14 protein-coding genes are annotated in these 15509 nt (G+C 36.8%); 8 read left to right on the forward strand and 6 right to left on the reverse strand.

The window, feature by feature from the left end:
* Positions 1-419: 419 nt before the first annotated feature.
* Both LC457_RS09000 and LC457_RS09005 read left to right on the forward strand, forming a co-directional pair.
* On the forward strand, positions 420-1331 hold the full coding sequence (locus tag LC457_RS09000) for an SDR family oxidoreductase (RefSeq protein WP_223599537.1): 912 nt from the start codon (positions 420-422) through the stop codon (positions 1329-1331).
* Positions 1332-1516: 185 nt separating this feature from the next.
* Positions 1517-2437, forward strand: a complete 921-nt coding sequence (locus tag LC457_RS09005) for an AraC family transcriptional regulator (RefSeq protein ID WP_223599538.1) — start codon at positions 1517-1519, stop codon at positions 2435-2437.
* 33 nt (positions 2438-2470) lie between these two features.
* On the opposite strand, the gene LC457_RS09010 is transcribed toward LC457_RS09005, so the two are convergent.
* Positions 2471-3475, reverse strand: coding sequence for a GlxA family transcriptional regulator (locus tag LC457_RS09010; protein WP_223599539.1), 1005 nt, complete (start codon positions 3473-3475; stop codon positions 2471-2473).
* A gap of 220 nt (positions 3476-3695) precedes the next feature.
* Between LC457_RS09010 and LC457_RS09015 the strand changes: the two genes are divergently transcribed.
* Both LC457_RS09015 and LC457_RS09020 read left to right on the forward strand, forming a co-directional pair.
* A complete protein-coding gene (locus tag LC457_RS09015) occupies positions 3696-4613 on the forward strand; it encodes an SRPBCC domain-containing protein (RefSeq protein WP_223599540.1) in 918 nt (305 codons plus the stop codon).
* Between the two features lie 323 nt (positions 4614-4936).
* Positions 4937-6445 carry an adenosine kinase gene (locus tag LC457_RS09020; RefSeq protein WP_223599541.1) on the forward strand — a complete coding sequence of 503 codons (1509 nt, stop codon included), beginning with the start codon at positions 4937-4939 and terminating at the stop codon, positions 6443-6445.
* 182 nt (positions 6446-6627) lie between these two features.
* On the opposite strand, the gene LC457_RS09025 is transcribed toward LC457_RS09020, so the two are convergent.
* Together LC457_RS09025 and LC457_RS09030 are read right to left on the reverse strand one after the other, a co-directional pair.
* Complete coding sequence (locus LC457_RS09025; protein ID WP_223599542.1) at positions 6628-7842, reverse strand: winged helix-turn-helix domain-containing protein; 1215 nt, start codon at positions 7840-7842, stop codon at positions 6628-6630.
* 129 nt (positions 7843-7971) lie between these two features.
* On the reverse strand, positions 7972-8919 hold the full coding sequence (locus tag LC457_RS09030; RefSeq protein ID WP_223599543.1) for a beta-1,6-N-acetylglucosaminyltransferase: 948 nt from the start codon (positions 8917-8919) through the stop codon (positions 7972-7974).
* Between the two features lie 444 nt (positions 8920-9363).
* Here LC457_RS09030 and LC457_RS09035 point away from each other — a divergent pair, with 444 nt between their 5' ends.
* The 3 genes from LC457_RS09035 (at position 9364) to LC457_RS09045 (ending at position 11282) form a co-directional block, all read left to right on the forward strand.
* The gene (locus LC457_RS09035; RefSeq protein WP_223599544.1) at positions 9364-10149 is read left to right on the forward strand and encodes a DEAD/DEAH box helicase; all 786 of its coding nucleotides are present in this window, start codon (positions 9364-9366) and stop codon (positions 10147-10149) included.
* 130 nt (positions 10150-10279) lie between these two features.
* Positions 10280-10474 carry a cold-shock protein gene (locus tag LC457_RS09040; protein ID WP_223599545.1) on the forward strand — a complete coding sequence of 65 codons (195 nt, stop codon included), beginning with the start codon at positions 10280-10282 and terminating at the stop codon, positions 10472-10474.
* Positions 10475-10820: 346 nt separating this feature from the next.
* Positions 10821-11282: a MaoC family dehydratase gene (locus LC457_RS09045; protein ID WP_223599546.1), complete on the forward strand. Its 462-nt coding sequence runs from the start codon at positions 10821-10823 to the stop codon at positions 11280-11282.
* Positions 11283-11385: 103 nt separating this feature from the next.
* On the opposite strand, the gene LC457_RS09050 is transcribed toward LC457_RS09045, so the two are convergent.
* Together LC457_RS09050 and LC457_RS09055 are read right to left on the reverse strand one after the other, a co-directional pair.
* Positions 11386-12348 (reverse strand): zinc-binding dehydrogenase, encoded by a 963-nt coding sequence (locus LC457_RS09050; protein WP_223599547.1) that lies wholly within the window; start codon positions 12346-12348, stop codon positions 11386-11388.
* 46 nt (positions 12349-12394) lie between these two features.
* Positions 12395-13372: an alpha/beta fold hydrolase gene (locus LC457_RS09055; protein ID WP_223599548.1), complete on the reverse strand. Its 978-nt coding sequence runs from the start codon at positions 13370-13372 to the stop codon at positions 12395-12397.
* Positions 13373-13465: 93 nt separating this feature from the next.
* On the opposite strand from LC457_RS09055, the gene LC457_RS09060 reads away from it, so the two are divergent.
* Positions 13466-14332: a LysR family transcriptional regulator gene (locus LC457_RS09060; RefSeq protein WP_223599549.1), complete on the forward strand. Its 867-nt coding sequence runs from the start codon at positions 13466-13468 to the stop codon at positions 14330-14332.
* Positions 14333-14435: 103 nt separating this feature from the next.
* Here LC457_RS09060 and LC457_RS09065 read toward each other — a convergent pair whose 3' ends face one another.
* Positions 14436-15356, reverse strand: coding sequence for an AraC family transcriptional regulator (locus tag LC457_RS09065; RefSeq protein WP_223599550.1), 921 nt, complete (start codon positions 15354-15356; stop codon positions 14436-14438).
* Positions 15357-15509: the final 153 nt, after the last annotated feature.

Genomic DNA, 15509 nt, shown 5'->3' on the forward strand with positions numbered 1-15509 from the left:
CTTATTCATGAGAATAAAGTTTTTGTTTTTTTAACTGGGTCAAAATTATTTAATAATTGCTGAACACTGGTAAAAGGAGCGTATGAGATAAATCATATTAATCTACTAAATTAGTAGACTAATAGAAAAATATATAATATTTTTGTTTTATCTGTTTGATATTTAATGGTTTAATTGATCGTTCAAAGCGTTAAAAAATGATAAAAAAATAATATTTTTGGCTATGAATTAAAGTTAACACAATAAGTCTATTGTTTTTGTAGACTTTTTATTTATTTTATAACACACGCGCTATCTGATCCGGAAGATTGACGGGGAAAATTTTTGCACAGGATTAGTTTTGGCTAAGAAGAAGATAGATCCGGTGAAATCTTATTTATATGCATTTCGGAATTTTACACAAACAAAAAATTAAAGAAATGAATATTGTTTTAACAGGTTCCATCGGGAACATCGGAAAGCCACTTACCAAAGAACTTGTACAAAAAGGCCACTCGGTAACAGTGATCAGCAGTAATGAAGAAAGAAAGTCTTCTATAGAAGCTCTGGGAGCAAAAGCGGCTATAGGCAGTATGTTTGATGCAGAATTTCTCACCGAAACTTTTACAGGTGCAGACATTGTTTATTTAATGGAAACAATGGAAGCAGCGGGAGACATGTTTGATAAAAGCATAGATTTTATCGGAAAGATCATTGAAATCGGTCACCATTACAAAACTGCTGTGGAACGGTCTGGAGTGAAGAAAATTATCCATCTCAGCAGCATTGGTGCCCATACAGATAAAGGGACAGGGATTATTGTCTTCCATCACCATGTAGAACAGATTCTGAAACAATTACCGGATGATATTGCGATTAAATTCATTCGTCCTGTTGGTATTTATTTCAATATGTTTTCGTTCATCCCTACGATAAAAAACAAAGGTGCGATTGTTTCCAATTGGGGAGGTGATCAGAAAGAGTCTTGGGTTTCTCCATTGGATATTGCAGATGCTGTAGCTGAAGAAATTGAAAAACCTTTTATGGGCAGAGAAGTACACTATGTAGCCAGTGATGAGGTTTCCCCTAATGAAATTGCAAAAGCTTTGGGAGAATCAATCGGTAAGGCAGATCTGGAATGGAAAGTGATTTCAGATCAGGAATTATTGGAAAACTGGCTTCACATCGGTTTCAATGAGCAGGTGGCTAAAGGCTTTGTAGAAACTCAGGCAAGTCAGGGAAGCGGAATTCTGTATGAAGATTATTATCAGCACCAACCTGTTCTGGGGAAAGTGAAACTGGCAGATTTTGCAAAGGAATTTGCTGTTGCTTACCACAATGAAGAGATGTGAAATATTGAACCACAAAAGTCACAAAAGCTTTAACCCCCTAAGTGAGCTTTAGAGAATATTCTTGCGTAAAGTAAGAACACATAAGTTATAAAAATCTTCGATTCTACATAAGACGCAAACATCTGTGAAAATCTGTGCCTTCTGTGGTTAAAAATAACTTGTAAAACAATTTGTAAATTTATGGTATGGAACGACGGGTTACAAAAAGAATAAAAACCATCACAGAATTTCACCGTTCAAGAGGATTACCGCCTCCTGAGCATCCGCTGATCAGTGTGATTGACTACAGCAATGTTAAACGTCCTGCGGATATCGGAGAAGTTAATTGGATGTTGGATTTTTACCAGATTTCTTTGAAAATAGGAATGAACGGAAAACTGAAATATGGCCAGCAGGAATATGATTTTGATGAAGGAACTTTGTTTTTCATTTCCCCGAATCAGGTTTTCAGAATTGAAGCAGATTCCGGTCTGAAGGAGAAGCAATCCGGCTGGATGCTGTTGATTCATCCTGATTTTCTGTGGAACACTTCACTGGCAAAAACCATAAAACAATATGATTTTTTCGATTATTCTGTGAATGAGGCTTTGTTTCTTTCCAAAAAAGAGGAGCTTACGATCAATGGAATTATAGAAAATATTGAACAGGAATATCATGCGGTGATTGATAAATTCAGCCAGAATATTATCATCTCTCATATTGAAACATTGCTCAATTATTCCGAAAGATTTTATGAAAGGCAGTTTATCACCAGAAAAATAACCAATCATACCATTCTGAACCGTTTAGAAACTTTATTGGCGGATTATTTTAATGATAATGATCTGGTGTCAAAAGGATTGCCCACCGTTCAGTTTACAGCCAAAGAACTTGGAATTTCACCCAATTACCTTAGCCGGCTGTTAACCACTCTTACCGGGCAAAGTACCCAGCAGCTTATTCATGATAAGTTGATTGAAAAGGCAAAAGAAAAGCTTTCTACGACAGAGCTTTCAGTAAGTGAAATTGCTTATGAACTGGGGTTTGAGCATCCGCAGTCCTTTACAAAACTGTTTAAAAATAAAACCCGGCTTTCTCCGCTGGAGTTCAGAACTTCTTTTCAGTAGAATATAAAAAAGATTCAGACAGCATTATTGTGATCAATGATGCTGTTTGGCTGTAATGCCTGTTTTATTGTATTTGTTCCGGTATTCAATAGGAGATAAGCCTGTGATTCTGCGGAATATTTCCCGAAATGCTTTCACATCAGAATACCCTGTTTCATACATCACTTCATTGATGGTTTTCCGGGAAACTTCCAGTTCTTTTTTCGCAGATTCTATCTTTACCCTTTGTTGATATTCAAGAGGCGTATTGCCGGTTGCTTTTATAAATCTTCGGTCGAAACTTCGCCTTCCGACTGTAAATTTTCTGGAAAGCTCTTCCATGGATATTTTCTCAGAGAAATTCTTTTCAATATATTCCTGTGCCTGAATAACCATTTCATCACCATGCGATTTCTGTCCGTTAAAAATGATGAAATCCGACTGTGTTTCTCTGTCAATATCAATCTGAAATATCTTGGAGCAATAAATAGCCGTTTGCCTGTCATAATATTTTTCAACCAGATAAAGAAGAAGGTTTAAGAAAGAGTAGCCTCCGCCATTCGTATAGATTCCATGTTCATCCGTAATGATTTTTTCTGCTCTTACATTTACTTTGGGAAACAGCTTTTTAAAATTCGCAACCGTATTCCAGTGGATAGAACAGCTTTTTGAATCCAGAAGCCCTATAGAAGCCAATATATAAGCTCCTGTGCACATGCTGGCTACATCCGCTCCGCTTTTATACTGGTCTGATATCCAATGGACAAGTGCTGTGTTTTGATCTTCTATTTTTGTAAAGTTCGGAGCAATGGCAGGGATGACAATCAGATCGGTTTTCCTGATGGCTGCAATATTTTTTTGTGGGATCACCGTAAGTAAGCCATTTACAAAATCAGAATGCTCAGAAACTCCTGCCAGTTCAATGGTGAAAACCATATCTTTATTATTGTGGCTGTAATACCTGTTGGCTTCCGTAAAAATATGATAGGTCCCTATAATGCAGGATAATGTATTGGGAGCTGTCTGTGCATCGGGAACTAATATGGTTAAATGTTTCATATCGCAAAATTTAAAGGTGAATAAATTGTGCCGGCTGTAACCTCATCTGTATCATACAAATATAAAAAAATAAGATGTCCGGATCAACCTCTTATAATGTCTATTTTACACCCCTTACAGGTCTTTCTATGTTCTTACCTTTGAATAAGTAAATAAGATAATACAATCTGAAAAAGATAGTAGAAAAGAAATAATGAACACTAAAAAACAAAATAATAGTATGAAATCACAGGATTTTACAACAAGTATTACCGTTGATGCTTCGCCACAGCAGGTATTTGATGCCGTTAATAATGTCCGGGGCTGGTGGTCTGAAAATATTGAAGGATCTACCTCTGTACTGAACAGCGAATTTGCCTATCATTATCGTGATGTTCACCGATGCAGAATAAAAATTACAGAAATGCAGCCCAATACCAGAGTGGTATGGCATGTTCTGGATAATGATTTTAATTTCATTGAAGATAAAACGGAATGGGTAAACACTCATATCATATTTGACATCCATGAAAAAGAGGGAAAAACAGAACTGACATTTACCCATCAGGGGCTGGTTCCTGAAGGTGAATGTTACGAGGTCTGCCATGACGCCTGGACCCATTATATTCAGGACAGTCTGAAATCCCTTATCACCACAGGACAGGGTAAAGCAACTCCCAAAGAAGATTTTACAGCATCCGATCATCAGGAAATAAATACAGATACAAAAAGCATTTATCACAGATTGCTCATTACTGTTCCAGTGGAAAAAGTATATGAAGCCATCACTACCCGGGAAGGATTAGCCGGATGGTGGACGCCGGATACGGAGGCAAAAGCTGAGATAGGCAGTATCCTGAGATTTGGTTTTGGACCTGATTATTTTAAGAATATGGAAGTTGTCGATCTGAAACCTTATAGTCTGGTGAAATGGCGCTGTATCAAGGGGTTTGAGGACTGGGTAGGTACTACGCTTACTTTTGAGCTGGAACCGCATAAGAAAGGATGTATTTTATTATTCCATCATGATGGCTGGAAATCATACAATTCAGAATTTGCATCCTGCAGTTTTGACTGGGCTTTATTTTTCAGAAGCCTGAAATCTCTTTGCGAAACAGGGAAGGGCTTTCCCTATCCGGAATTTGATAAAATAAATTAATGTGGTACTTCACAACAATTCGATTCTGATATCTAAAAATAGATAACTCTTATAATTTTAATAAAAAAATAAAACAATAAGGCTGTTTCACAAAGAAGGCAGCCTTTTTCATGAGATTGTTTTTGTAACTCAGGGAATTGCATTTACAATTGACTTAGAAAAACTGTTTCTGAAATTAAAAAAATTGATATCTCTCATCATTCTTAATGGAATAGGTGTTCTTTTACAGGAAAATTAATTATATTTTTGATAATTATTTACCTGCACAATTCTTTATCCGGAGCGGTAAAGCATAACGATTGTAAAAAAACCACGACAATATTATGATGAAAAAATACCTTACCTATATAGCACTTTTGGGAGCACCTTTCTTTTGGGGACAAAATAAAGGGACCGAAATATCTCCTTACCAGCAGAACTGGAAATCGGCAGAGAAGGAAAATCAGGACATGGCATTTGATGCTGATATAAAACTGTCTGATGCTGAAACTGCTTTGGATAAAAAGATCTTCCAAGCCCGTAAGCAGTTTCTGAGTGATACAGAATCCAAAAAAATATCTTTATACAACAGCTCTTTCTATGAAGTAAGACCATTAATAGAAGGCAGTAAGCTGTATAAAATATTACAGACCATGCCGAAAGGAGGTTTGCTGCACACCCACAGCGGAGGGATCACGGAGGTGGAATGGATCATTTCAGCTGCCAGAAAATACAAGGAATGCTATGTGTACGATCAGAAAGATAATGATCAGTTCATTTTCGGACAGCTGGCTTTTTTTGAGAAAGGAAAAGTGCCGGACGGATTTGTCAGCCTTGATAAAAAACTGAACTCAAACCCGGGTTTTGAAAAAGAACTGCAAGATCTTCTTACGCTGAAACGCAATAATTTATGTTCTTACACAGATTATTGGATTGAATTTGAAAAACGTTTCAAGCGTATCAATCTGCTGCTTCCTTATCGTCCTTTCTTTAAAGAATATTATTTGAAAGGATTCCAGGATTTGATTAAAGATCAGGTACAGCATGTAGAAATCAGATATATTTTTGATGAACTTTATGATTTCAAGCACGGTAAATATCCTTTGAATACTTCCATCACAGATCTGCAGGACATTCTTAAAGAAATACATAAGACAAATCCGCAGTTTACTCTGAAGCTGATTTATTCAAGCTTTAAATTCCTGGATAATGAAAGTATTGGAAAACAACTGGAAACAGCATTTCAGATGAAGAAAGAATTTCCGGATATGATCTCAGGTTTTGATCTTGTAGCAGATGAAGCTGCAGGGCATAACATCAATTTTTTTGAGAAAAGCTGGACAAAGCTGAATGAGCTTAACAAAAAATATGGGGTAGAAATGCCTCTTTTCCTTCACGCCGGAGAAAGTAATTCCGCTCTCAATAAAAATGTTCTGGATGTGGCTTTATTAAACAACAAAAGAATTGGTCACGGACTGAATCTTATTTATTTTCCAAAAACAATGGAGCAGATCAGAAAACAGAATAAACTGGTTGAGGTAAGCCCTATCAGCAATCAGGTTCTGGGGTATGTAAGTGACCTGAGAAATCACCCGGCCAGAGTATTATTAAGCAACGGAATACAGTGTTCCATCAGCAGTGATGATCCTTCCGTATACGGATATACGGGGCTTAGCTACGATTTCTGGGTAGCGCTGGTATATTGGGAACTGGATGTAAAAGCGTTGAAAAAACTGGTTTTCAATTCCATTAATTATTCTTCTCTTAATGACAGTGAGAAAAAGAAATCAGTAGCATATCTGACTCAGCAATGGAACGATTTTGTACAAAAAACAAATCAGAAATTGAACTAACCGGGGCGGGCTTTCCTGAAAAAATAAAGTGCCTGTCTCAAACGTAGAACAATTTGGCTTTTGTCATTCTGACGAAGGAAGAATCTCATTAACTATCAAACATATGGGATTCTTCATTACATTGCATTTCATTCAGAATGACACTTTGAGATGGCCTCTTGCCTTTTATAGATTGATGAAGATTATTTTGTAAGCTTTGTTCTGGAGGATAATTCTTTTTTGATTATGGAACCTAATTTTGACGGACTTACCTTGGTCAGCACCAGCGATTCACAACCATTAAAGACCGCAAAACGTTTTACAGTTTCTACAAAAGGGGTAAGCCATACATCTGGAGCTATAGAATGGTTTTCAATATGTAAATGGATAAGCTCAAATTTCTTTTCCTTTCTGTGCGCTTTACAGTCAACCCTTCCGATGAACTGATCCCCAAACAGAATGGGTAGACAGAAGTAACCATACTGTCTTTTTTCTTTCGGGGTATAACATTCCAGCCGGAAATCAAAATCAAAGATCTGCTTGATCCGGTCACGGTGAATAATAGAATTATCAAACGGTGACAGCAGCCATACATTGGAAGCGGTCAGGTCAAAGCTTTTTTCCAGCAGATCATTCTGAACAAAAACAGAATTTCCTCCATCCACCTTGATTTTTGAGATTCTATCTTCTTCCAGCATATTCTGTAATGCTTCATTGACATTCTTTTTCAGGTCATTGCCGCTCCGAAGATGGGTAATCTGTTTTACCGTAGTAAATCCATAAGCACGCAGATTAGTTGTTACCAGATATTCTGCCAGCTCAAGTGGAGTAGGTTCTGTAGTATTAATGGAAGCGGGTAGAACCCTTTCAGCCAGATCATATGTTTTCTGCATGCCGGAACGTCCGCTGATCATCAGATCTCCCTGCATGAAAAGTCTTTCAAGAGCGAGTTTGGCAGGTTTCCAATTCCACCAGGTTCCAGCTTTATGACTTTCGTTTTCAAAATCTCTTGCCCGCTTAGGCCCTTCGTTGCGAATGATGTCTGTGACATATTCCATCACTTTTGGATCTGCATTATAATAGCGGGATTCTCCCCGTTTGATCGTCAGCATTTGAGGTAAGACATACCGGAAATCCTTCATCGGAAGATATGAGGCAGCGTGAAACCAATATTCAAATACTTGACGTTCTTCTACCAATTCATGCAGATAATCTGCCTTAAAGTCCGGGATTCTCGTCCACAGCGTATGATGATGGGCACGTTCCACCATAGATAATGTATCAATCTGTATATAACCGAGATGTTCCAAAGCATGAAGAACGGCATCTTTTCCGGTTCCGAAAGGAGTATTTTGTGTTAATCCCTGACTATCTAATGTTGCAAGCTTTAGGTGCTCCAATGCCAACTTCTTTTCCATATCCGAAAAAAACAGGTTTGTGATGTTTTTTCAAATATAAGGATTTGACCGAAAAGCTTTGAGTAAGATATCATTTAAATATGCCGGGTAACAGCTGGTAATATATGTTAATACTATAGTGGTAAGAAATCAGTTGTTCTGGCGGTTATCTCTTTTTAGTTCTCTTTCAATTTCATTTACATAGGGTAAGGGAAGATGAAAGCTTTCTTCAATATATTTTCTGATATTTTCATCAGTTTTGTTGTTTATCTTTCTGATAAAAAGCTGATTACCTGATTTTAAAGATTCAATATAAGTGAATGTACTCTGTGTGTTTTGAAAAATTGATTTCTCAAGTACAGCTCTCTTATCATCATTAATAATGATATCACTAAATGATGTGTTCATAAGAACAGTCTGAAAAAAAGATTCTGCAGGTAAAAAAGTATGAAGATAATAATCCTCAAAATTCATTACGGTTTTATTATTGGTCAAAAATACACAGGTTTCTCTTGTGAACATAAACCATTTTCCGCCAATAAAAGGGATTACTCCTTTCATAAATGCTCTTTTGTAGATAAAAGAGGAAATCACATAGGCAAATTCTGTAAAATAACTTTGTATTCTTTGCAGCGTATCTGGTCTGTAAAATTTCTGGTCGTAATAAAAAAGATAGTTTCTGTCTTTATGGGCAGAAAGAAACTGGCGGATGATATTTTGTGATTTCAAGGGATAGTCCTCTCCGCTCAGATTAATAAAATAATCCCATTCTTGGCTTACATTTAAGAGAAATTCCATAGCATTCAACTCAGCCTGAACCATATTGAAGCCTCCTGAAACAATATTCATGCTGTCCAGAATATAGACATTGGGAAATTGAACTACATAGAGCTGTATTTCTTCAATGAAATCGGGCTTGGCTTTTCTGTCGATATGGATAAGATAAAACTGATCCCTTGTATAAATTTTCTTAAACATATCCTTAAATACTTCAGATTTATGATGTACCATAATAAAATAAGCAATTCTTACATGTGAGCCTGTAGGTGACTCTAGTGTTTTGGGATAAGGTTTTGTTATAGGATCAGAAGTCTGCATGATTTGGAGTTTAAAATCATCCGCGCCGGCAAACAATTTAATTAATTGCTAGAAGGTAAGAATAAATTTTTGATAATCAATTAATTAAATAAAATTGTGTTTGCTTTTTTTTATTGTAGGTTTGTAAAATATTTATAAAACAGGTCACTGCCTTTGCTATTCTGTCATAGTTTAAAATCACATTTTTTTCTTTCAGTTTTGCTTTTTCAGCTACCAGTTTATAGTCTTCATTCCCTGGCAGGAATCAGAGATTATAAAGTTCTATTGTAGAGAAGCGATACGTCATGGCTGGATAATCCCCAATATATTAAGGATATTATTATAGCCAAAACAGGAAAAAGATGAGCAGAGAAAAACATTCTTTATTGTTTATCCTTACCATACACCAATTCAAATTCTGATCAACAGATTTGCTTACAAAATACCGGAAATCCGGAATTTATAATGAATTTTAAAAATTTAAATTTAATCAACCCAATTATCCGTGCAGTGACAGAAGCCGGATATTCCAGGCCTACTGAAATACAGTGCAAAGCAGTTCCGTCTATTTTGGCCGGAAGAGATGTTGTAGGATGTGCACAAACAGGTACAGGAAAAACAGCAGCATTTGTTATGCCTATTTTGCAGCTGCTGAAAAGACATACCCAGGAACATAAAGAAATACGAATTTTAATACTTACACCAACACGGGAGTTGGCTATGCAGCTGGAAGAAAATATTGGAACTTACAGTAAATATTTACCATTGTCTCAATTTTCCGTTTATGAAGGTATTCCCATTGGAAGCCAGCTTGCAGCACTCAGAAAAAGAGTGGATATTCTTGTGGCAACACCGGGAAGACTGCTTGCTTTAGAGAATCAGAGACATCTTGACCTTTCCAAAATTGAACTATTTGTTTTAGATAAAGCAGATAGGATGCTTGATATGGGATTCATGAATGAAGTGAAAAAAGTTTTAAAACTGCTTCCCCAGAAAAGACAAAACCTGTTTTTTTCTACAGCAATGCCCGGAAGCGTAAGACATTTTGCCGGAACAATTCTGAACAATCCTGTGGAGGTGATTGTCAGCCCGGTTTCTTCAGCAACAAAGATGGCTGAGCAGTCTGTTTGTTTTGTAGAAAAAGAAAAGAAAGAAGATTCGCAGACAGATACACTGCAGAAAAAAAATATAAAATCACTGGTTTTTGCACGCACTAAACATGCAGCCAATAAACTGGTCCGGCAGGGGTAGAATTTCCGGATATTCCTGAAACCTGTGTTCACAGGATCGGATGAACCGGAATAGAAAGAACTGCTATTTTTTTTAATAGAAGCTGTAGCGTTTACAGACTATAATACACAATTTTTTAATAATAATTACAATGCAAGAAGGCACCGTAAAATTTTTCAATGAAGCAAAAGGCTTCGGTTTTATTACTCCAGCAGATGGAAGTAAAGATATATTTGTACATTCTTCAGGATTAACTACAAGAGCGATCCGTGAAAATGATAAAGTAGTTTTTGAAGTACAAAAAAGTGATAAAGGCTTAAATGCTGTTAACGTGAAGTTGGCATAACTAAAGTCTTACTTTCAGGTATGTTACAATAACATGCCTTTCCATATTAAGTTTCATATTTTTTATATTTTTTACAGATTCAAAATCCATAGAGCTTAGTTTCTGGATCTATTGTTTGAAAAAACTTGGATGTAATTTAGGTTACTTTTTATTTTCATTAGCCTCTTACTTTATGTGAGAGGTTTTCCGGGATTTGAAAATATAAGAATGGTAATTGGACCAGATATTGATAGACTAAGATTGAATGTCTGAAAAATATAAAAAATAGGAAGACTTGGTATACAGTTATTGTAAAGTTGATGACAGCTGTAAATATTTTAATCCCTCAAAAGGTTCAGAAAATAATATGATTATTATTAATAATTTTAATGAATATAAGTCTCTTGAAGGACAGATGATAGGCGTTTCTGCCTGGCATACAATAGATCAGGATCAGATCAGCAGATTTGCAGATGCCACTTTAGACAATCAATGGATTCATACAGATAAAGAGAGGGCAGAAAAAGAAGGCCCTTTTAAATCAACCATTGCTCATGGTTATTTGACATTATCATTGATTCCTTATCTCTGGAAACAGATTGCAGATGTCCGGAATGTAAAAATGGAAATCAATTACGGAATTGAGAATCTTAAATTCGGAGATGCTGTTCCTGTAGATAGTGAGGTAAAGCTGCAGGCAACAGTAAAATCAGTAATCAATCTCAGGGGAACCGTAAAAGCAGTAGTTGAAGCCAAACTGCTCATTAAAGATCATATAAAACCTGCCTATACGGGCGATGTGGTTTTCCTTTATCATTTTAAAGATTGATTTCTTGTGAGTGTAAAAGTTGTTAATATTTAGTGTTTTATAAATAAAAAAGCACCATTGAGTTCAATGATACTTTTAAATTTTTTGAGCTATCCATGCATCTTTACAATGATAACACAATTTTCCCTAGTAAAGGTCTGTCCCGTTTAGAATCCTCTATTCTCTGATGGGCTTTTTGAATCTCTTCAAGAGTGTAGATGCTGTCTATAACTGGTTTTATCTGTCCGGTTTCAATTAACCGGGTAATATGATGAAGCTCGTCCCTGCTTTGTCTGGTAAAAACAAAATGATAGGTCGCATTTTTTTCCCATGCGTGGATAAGGTTCTGTGGCTGGACAATATCAACCAGTGTTACAACAGTTCCATAATCAGCTAAAGCAAGCGGACTGTCTGAGAGCGTGCTTCCTCCCACAGTATCAATAATAACATCAACACCTTTTCCGTTGGTATGAGTTTGTATTTTTTCAATCCAGTTTTCTTTATGATGATCAATAACTACATCTGCTCCAAGATGCTGAAGCTTTTCATGTAAGCTGCTCTGTCCTGTTGTGTACACATAGGCACCTAATGATTTGGCCACCTGTATGGCGAGTGAGCCCACACCTCCCGCACCTCCAAGGATGAGAATGTTGTCTCCTTTTTTTAGTTGGGCACGTACCACAATCATTTCCCATACCGTTCCTCCAATAAGCGGAATAGCTGCCGCTTCCTCATAGCTTAGGTTATCAGGCATTCCTGATAATGAGGATTCGTCGGTAACATGGTATTCAGAATAGCTGCCCGGCCCGCCAAAACGAGGCGAATAATAGACTTTATCACCAGGTTTCCACTTTTTCACGGCTTCACCTACTGCGATAACATCACCGGCAATATCATGACCGGTTGTGAGAGGCAATTCAAAGTGTGATGCATAATCTCCGCGTCTTACCTGATAATCCAGAGGATTTACAGAAGTGGCTCTTACTTTCACTAATACCTGAGAAGGTTCTGTTATAAAAGGAGCAGGTATTTCCGTTACCTCCAGAACTTCCGGTCCGCCATAGTTTTTAATGACAATTGCTTTCATAATTATATATTTCGCTTACTTTTTAATAGTTTAAAACTTACATTGGCTATTGGGGTAATGTTCCCATAAATTCAAATATCTCAGCCCCTATTTCTACAGCATTTGTTTCCAGGGCAAAATGTCCGGTGTCATAGAATTTTAATTTCGCATCCGGCAGATCTCTTTTATAAGCTTCGGCTCCTGCAGGCAGGAAATATGGATCTTTGTTTCCCCATACCAATAACAGTTTCGGCTGGTATTTTCTGAAATATTCATGGAATTTCGGATACAAAGCAACATTGGTTCTGTAGTCTCTTACTAAGTCCAGCTGGATTTCTATATTACCCGGTCTGTCAAGGAATTTCTGATCAAGTGTGTAGGATTCCGGTGCAATAAGAGAAGGATCGGAAACGCCATGATAGTATTGAAAAACCGTTGCTTCTTTAGATACAAAATCTTTCAGCGCAAGGCGGTTGGCTAGTGAAGGATCTTTCCAGTATTTCTGTATCGGATTCCATTCTTTGCTTAATCCTTCTTCATAGGCATTTCCGTTTTGAGAAACAATTCCGGTGATCTTTTCAGGATTGTTCATGGCAAGGCGTAGCCCTACAGGAGCGCCATAATCAAAGATATAAACCGCAAAACGTTTCATTCCAAGTTTGTCAATAAATGCCTGTACAGTTCCTGCAAGATTATCAAAGGTGTAAGAGAACTGCTGATGATCCGGAGCGTCGGAATACCCGAAACCAGGCAGGTCCGGAGCAATAACATGGTATTTTTTACTCAGTATGGGAATCAGGTTTCTGAACATGTGTGACGATGTAGGATATCCGTGAAGAAGAAGGATCGTAGGAGCGTTGGCAGGACCTGCTTCTCTGTAAAACAGATTTAAATCATTGACCTTGATGTTGCGATAGTGAATAGGGTAGTTTTCCATAATGTGATTGTTTACAAATGATTTTTGATTAGATTGGGCCATTGTCATAGTACTCATCAATAAGCCAAGCGACAGGCCTGCAATGAATGGTTTAGAAATTATTTTCATTGAATTTTTTTGATATTCAAAATTAATACGGATATTTGATTACTGAAAACGATTAATTATAATCAATGTAATCACTTTTAATGATTGATTGAAATGAATATAAACGATTTGAAAATATTTGAAGCCGTGGCAGAAAGTGGCAGTTTTACTAAAGCTGCTTCCATGATGTTTACCGTTCAGTCCAATGTTACGGCAAGAATAAAAAGTCTTGAAGATGAGTTTGATGCCAAACTTTTCTCACGTACCTCACGAAAGGTAGAGCTTACTTCTGAAGGCATGATCCTGATGCAGTATTCTAAACAGATTCGGCATTTGGTGGAAGAGGCAAAGAATAATATTCTGAGCGGTGAAAACATCAGAGGATGTCTGAAAATAGGCTGTATAGAAACCACGATGGCATTGAAAGTACCTGAAATTCTCAATACCTTCGATGAAAAATATCCCGGCATTGAGCTGGATTTTAAATCAGATACAAGAGATTCTGTACTTTCCGGAGTTCTGGATTACAGGTTGGATGCAGCTTTTGTTTCCGCTCCGGTGAACGCCAAAGGACTGGAGAAAATCTGCATTAAAGAAGAACAGCTGGTGATCCTTACCTCATCAAAAGGCCCGAACCTGCAGACACTCATCGCGAATGAACCTTTGAAGATTGTCGTATTTGATGAAGGCTGTATTTTCAGGGAAAGATTAGAATCCTGGTTAAGCCATAAAGGAATTCTGAACTATAAGAGTACCACCCTGAATTCTATTGAGGGTGTGATTAATTTCGTAGAAGCAGGGTTGGGAATCAGTATTCTGCCGGAAGAAATTGTTTCCAAATACTACGCAGGAAGAGGCATTAAGACCTATGGACTGAATAAGCAGCTGGGAACCATGAATACTATTCTTGTTTTCAGAAAAGACGGTCCCCAGTCCAGAGCTTTACAGAGCTTTATTGAGATGCATGCGCAACTATTGTGATCTTTTACAATTTGTTTTTGATTTAATAACTTAATGGGTAAGAGTATTGATCCTTGTGGCGAGCGTGTAATAGAAGCAGGCACTCAATTTTAATTGACAATTATTAATTAAAGGAAGCGCGAAACTCCAGCGGAGATAATTTTGTTTTTATCTTAAAGAGCTTATTGAAAGACTGTGGGTGTTCGAACCCCAATTCATAAGCGATTTCAGCAACAGAAAGTTCAGTAGTGGATAATTTTTCTTTCGCATGTTCGATGATCTTGTCCTGAATATGTTGCTGTGTACTCTTTCCTGTGAGATGCTTTAACAGACCACTAAGATAACTGGGAGATACATTCAATTCCTGTGCTATCAATTTCACCGTAGGCAGACCCTTTTTAACTAGGTTATCATTTTTAAAATAAACGATCAAGAAGTCCTCCATTTTTTCCAGGAGTCTATGATTGTTTATTTTTCTCGTAATAAACTGCCTTTGATAAAATCTTTCAGAATAATTCAATAGTGTCTCCAACTGTGAAATAATAATATTCTGGCTAAAATTATCGATGTTGGAATGGTATTCCTGCTGAATATTTTTGATAATATTTACTACGATATCTTCTTCTTTTTCAGAAAGAAATAATGCCTCATGCATAGAATATTGAAAAAAATCATATTTCTTGATGTTTTTGGACAGAAAGGTATTCCACAGGAAATCAGGGTGTACAAGAAGTATCCAACCCGAATGATCAGTAATATTTCTTTTCTCTTTCTCAATTCTGAAAACTTGGTTTGGAGCCATGAAAAACATAATCCCTTCGTCAAAGTCAAAAGATTGCTGTCCGTAGATCATTTTTACGCCAAGATCACGTTTGATGGTGATCGAATAAAAATCAAGTATCACAGGCTGCTCCGGCTGTGAAAGAGAGTGATTGATATCCCGGTAGTCAATGACACTGAGTAATGGATTTTCCGGCTTAGGAAGTTCCCAGAACTTATGAAATTCAGATATTGTTGTTAACCGTATCGGGGCTTTTATTTCCATGATTTGACTTAAATTAATAATACAAATTTATAAATAAACTCAGCCTGAACAGTAGCCATATCAACTTTTTATGTAGCTATATATACGCTAGATATGATAAAAAAAGTATAGATTATTGTCTAACAGAATGACCTCCTATATACAGACTCTGGC

The organism is Chryseobacterium sp. GVT01B, from assembly GCF_019970045.1.
Lineage (GTDB): Bacteria > Bacteroidota > Bacteroidia > Flavobacteriales > Weeksellaceae > Chryseobacterium.

Excerpts from the sequence above, each read along its gene's own strand:
- LC457_RS09000 (WP_223599537.1), top strand. The coding sequence starts at position 420 with ATGAATATTGTTTTAACAGGTTCCATCGGGAACATCGGAAAGCCACTT.
- LC457_RS09005 (WP_223599538.1), top strand. The coding sequence starts at position 1,517 with ATGGAACGACGGGTTACAAAAAGAATAAAAACCATCACAGAATTTCAC.
- LC457_RS09010 (WP_223599539.1), bottom strand. The coding sequence starts at position 3,475 with ATGAAACATTTAACCATATTAGTTCCCGATGCACAGACAGCTCCCAAT.
- LC457_RS09015 (WP_223599540.1), top strand. The coding sequence starts at position 3,696 with ATGAAATCACAGGATTTTACAACAAGTATTACCGTTGATGCTTCGCCA.
- LC457_RS09020 (WP_223599541.1), top strand. The coding sequence starts at position 4,937 with ATGATGAAAAAATACCTTACCTATATAGCACTTTTGGGAGCACCTTTC.
- LC457_RS09025 (WP_223599542.1), bottom strand. The coding sequence starts at position 7,842 with ATGGAAAAGAAGTTGGCATTGGAGCACCTAAAGCTTGCAACATTAGAT.
- LC457_RS09030 (WP_223599543.1), bottom strand. The coding sequence starts at position 8,919 with ATGCAGACTTCTGATCCTATAACAAAACCTTATCCCAAAACACTAGAG.
- LC457_RS09035 (WP_223599544.1), top strand. The coding sequence starts at position 9,364 with ATGAATTTTAAAAATTTAAATTTAATCAACCCAATTATCCGTGCAGTG.
- LC457_RS09040 (WP_223599545.1), top strand. The coding sequence starts at position 10,280 with ATGCAAGAAGGCACCGTAAAATTTTTCAATGAAGCAAAAGGCTTCGGT.
- LC457_RS09045 (WP_223599546.1), top strand. The coding sequence starts at position 10,821 with ATGATTATTATTAATAATTTTAATGAATATAAGTCTCTTGAAGGACAG.
- LC457_RS09050 (WP_223599547.1), bottom strand. The coding sequence starts at position 12,348 with ATGAAAGCAATTGTCATTAAAAACTATGGCGGACCGGAAGTTCTGGAG.
- LC457_RS09055 (WP_223599548.1), bottom strand. The coding sequence starts at position 13,372 with ATGAAAATAATTTCTAAACCATTCATTGCAGGCCTGTCGCTTGGCTTA.
- LC457_RS09060 (WP_223599549.1), top strand. The coding sequence starts at position 13,466 with ATGAATATAAACGATTTGAAAATATTTGAAGCCGTGGCAGAAAGTGGC.
- LC457_RS09065 (WP_223599550.1), bottom strand. The coding sequence starts at position 15,356 with ATGGAAATAAAAGCCCCGATACGGTTAACAACAATATCTGAATTTCAT.